This is a genomic window from Bifidobacterium sp. (genome assembly GCF_051876855.1).
Taxonomy (GTDB): Bacteria; Actinomycetota; Actinomycetes; order Actinomycetales; family Bifidobacteriaceae; genus Bifidobacterium.
Genome location: NZ_JBJEIH010000072.1, coordinates 1 through 1520, shown reverse-complemented (window position 1 = coordinate 1520; position 1520 = coordinate 1). Strand labels below are relative to the sequence as shown.

The following is a 1520-nucleotide window of genomic DNA, read 5'->3' as shown; positions in this document are numbered from 1 at the left end:
TGAAACCAAGGCGCCGGAAGGCTATGAGCCCGCCGACCCTATTGATTTCACCGTGAACAACGGCGTCATCACCATCAACGGGCAACCGATGTCCGACGATACCGTGCGCATGCAGGATACGGCGGTTTCCAAGACCGCAGTGACCGCAATCAAGCAGTGGTCCGACGACAATAACCGCGATGGCAAGCGTGCTGCGAGCGTCAAGATGGTGCTCAAAGCGAACGGCAAGACCGCAACAACAGGCAATGGTCTGGTTTCGGACGCAGACAGCGTACGCACGTTGAGCGCGGCGAACAACTGGTCGACCACATGGTCCGGCCTTACGCAAACTGACGCCAAGGGTAAGACCATCCGCTACACGGTCGAGGAAATCACCTTCGACAGCGTCAACTACCACGAGAGCACGCGTCGTGTGCCCCAGTCGGACGGTGTCCGGATTTACGTGACCAACATCCACCAGCCGGACACGGTCGCCATCAGCGGCACGAAGGTCTGGGACGACAACGACAACGCCGACGGCGTGCGACCCGACCATATCGATGTCGTGCTGTACGGCAACGGGTCGCCGATGGTGACCACAGCCATCACCCCGGACGCCAGCGGCAACTGGAAGTGGACCTTCGAAGGCATGCCGAAGAACGACAGCAACGGCAAGCCAATCGTCTACACGATGGCTGAAAAGCCGGTCGACGGGTACACTTCCTCCGTCAGCGGCGATGCGAAGCGCGGGTTCACCATCACGAATACACGCTCGCAGAACACCACGGACATCACCGTGAACAAGGTGTGGAACGACGATGACGATACTGCCCAGTTGAGGCCTGACGCCATCCGCGTGCAGCTGTACGCTAACGGCCGGCAGGTCGGTCGTTCGGTCCGACTCACCGCGAAGGACGGATGGGTCCACACCTGGACCGCGTTGCCGGTGAATATCGACGGTCAGCCGGTCGAATACACCGTGAAGGAACTCGGCCGCGTGGAAGGGTACGCCAAGCCCGACATTACGGATAACGCAAACGGCGGGTTCACCATCACCAACACCATCGAACGGCATACGGTGAAGCTGAACAAGGCAGATGCGCTGGACAACAGCGTTCGTCTTGATGGCGCCACGCTGGCCGTCACCACGATGGACGGCAAGAGCGTCAAGGACGCCGACGGCAGTGACCTGACTTGGGTCACCGACGCCGACAAGCCTCGCGAGGCGTCCCTGGCTCCGGGTGACTACCTGCTGCATGAGGTCAAGGCGCCGAAGGGTTATCAGCTGACCGGCGACGTGTACTTCCAGGTGAAGGATGACGGGACCATCGATGCGCCGACCGCAGGGGCCGACGGCGTGGTACTGATCAGTGATCTGAAATCCACTGTCCCACCGGTCATTCCTCCGGTGACGCCGCCGATTACCCCGCCGGTGACCCCGCCGACTACACCGCCAACCACCCCGCCGTCGACTCCGCCGACGACCACTCCGCCGACGCCAGGAACGACAACCACGTCAACGCAACGTCAGGAACAGCGGC

At 61.6% G+C, this 1520-nt stretch carries 1 protein-coding gene; it reads left to right on the top strand.

The window, feature by feature from the left end; all coding sequences use genetic code 11:
• The coding region (locus ACI38B_RS04790; RefSeq protein WP_439729751.1) for a Cna B-type domain-containing protein at positions 1–1520 on the top strand (1520 nt) is incomplete at both ends.